Annotated in this window: 1 protein-coding gene; it reads right to left on the bottom strand. The window is 62.8% G+C overall.

All coding sequences use genetic code 11. The features are described from left to right. On the bottom strand, positions 1-1,067 hold a 1,067-nt coding region (locus tag ACOJB8_RS41115), incomplete at both ends, for an NRAMP family divalent metal transporter (protein ID WP_475017982.1).

Raw genomic sequence — 1,067 nt, 5'->3', positions numbered from 1 at the left:
AGCACCGCCTTGTCATTACAGAGCAGCAACAGGAACACCGTTGCGCTCGGCAGCAGCACGCCGGCCAGCGTCTGCACAGCCTCAGTCAAGAGGCCGAGCGGGCTGCCGGGAATCAGCACGAGGGCCGCCGCGAGCGCGATGATGCCGAAGTAGACGAGATAGAAACCCTTCGCGTCGAGCACGCTGCGGTGCAGCGAGTGCTTGACCTTGAAGACATCGCCAATCGCATAGGCCGTCGAGAGCGAGACGGCGGCGGCGCCAATGATCGACGCGTCGAGCAGCGCCACGGCGAAGATCGTGGCCGAGGTCTGGCCGACGTACTTGTGCAGACCCGCAATCACGCCACCCGCGTCGGTGAAGTTGCCGAACTCGGGCTTGCCGTCAAAGAGCGCGGCGGTGAAGGCCATCATCGCCACAGCGCCGACGATCACGAACGCGATACCGATCCAGAGGTCCGCCTTTTCGTACTTCATGAAGCGCGGCGTGATGCGCTTGTCGATCACGTAGCTCTGCTGGAAGAAAAGTTGCCACGGCGCGACGGTCGTGCCGACGATGCCGATCACGAGGAGCATCACGTCGGAGAGCTTCGAATTCGCCGGCCAGGTCGGCACGAAGAAGTCGCGCGCGATAACGCCCACAGGCGGGTGAATCGAAACGAGCACCGGGATCAGCAGCAGACTCAACAGGCACAGCACGATCGCGAAGCGTTCGAAGCGCCGGAAGTCGCCCGTACTGACCGCCGCCATCGTCAGAACCGCGGCGATGCAGACACCGAGCACCTTCGAGACGCCGAGAAAGTCGAGCGCAAACGTAATGCCGATGAACTCGGTGACGATCGTGAGCGCATTGAGCAGAAAAAGATCGATGACGCTGAAGGCGCCCCAAAACTTGCCGAAGCGTTCGAAGATGAGGCGTGCGTGGCCGACGCCGGTCACGGCGCCCAGGCGCAGGACCATTTCCTGGTTCACATAGAGAACCGGAATCAGCAGCGCGAGCGTCCAGAGCAGCGACGTGCCGTAGTTCTGCCCCGCCTGCGTATAAGTGCCGAAGGCGCCGGCGTCGTTATC

Source organism: Paraburkholderia sp. BR10141 (assembly GCF_056155635.1).
Note: the sequence above shows the minus strand (reverse complement) of the source record. Positions and strands in the feature narration are given on the sequence as shown.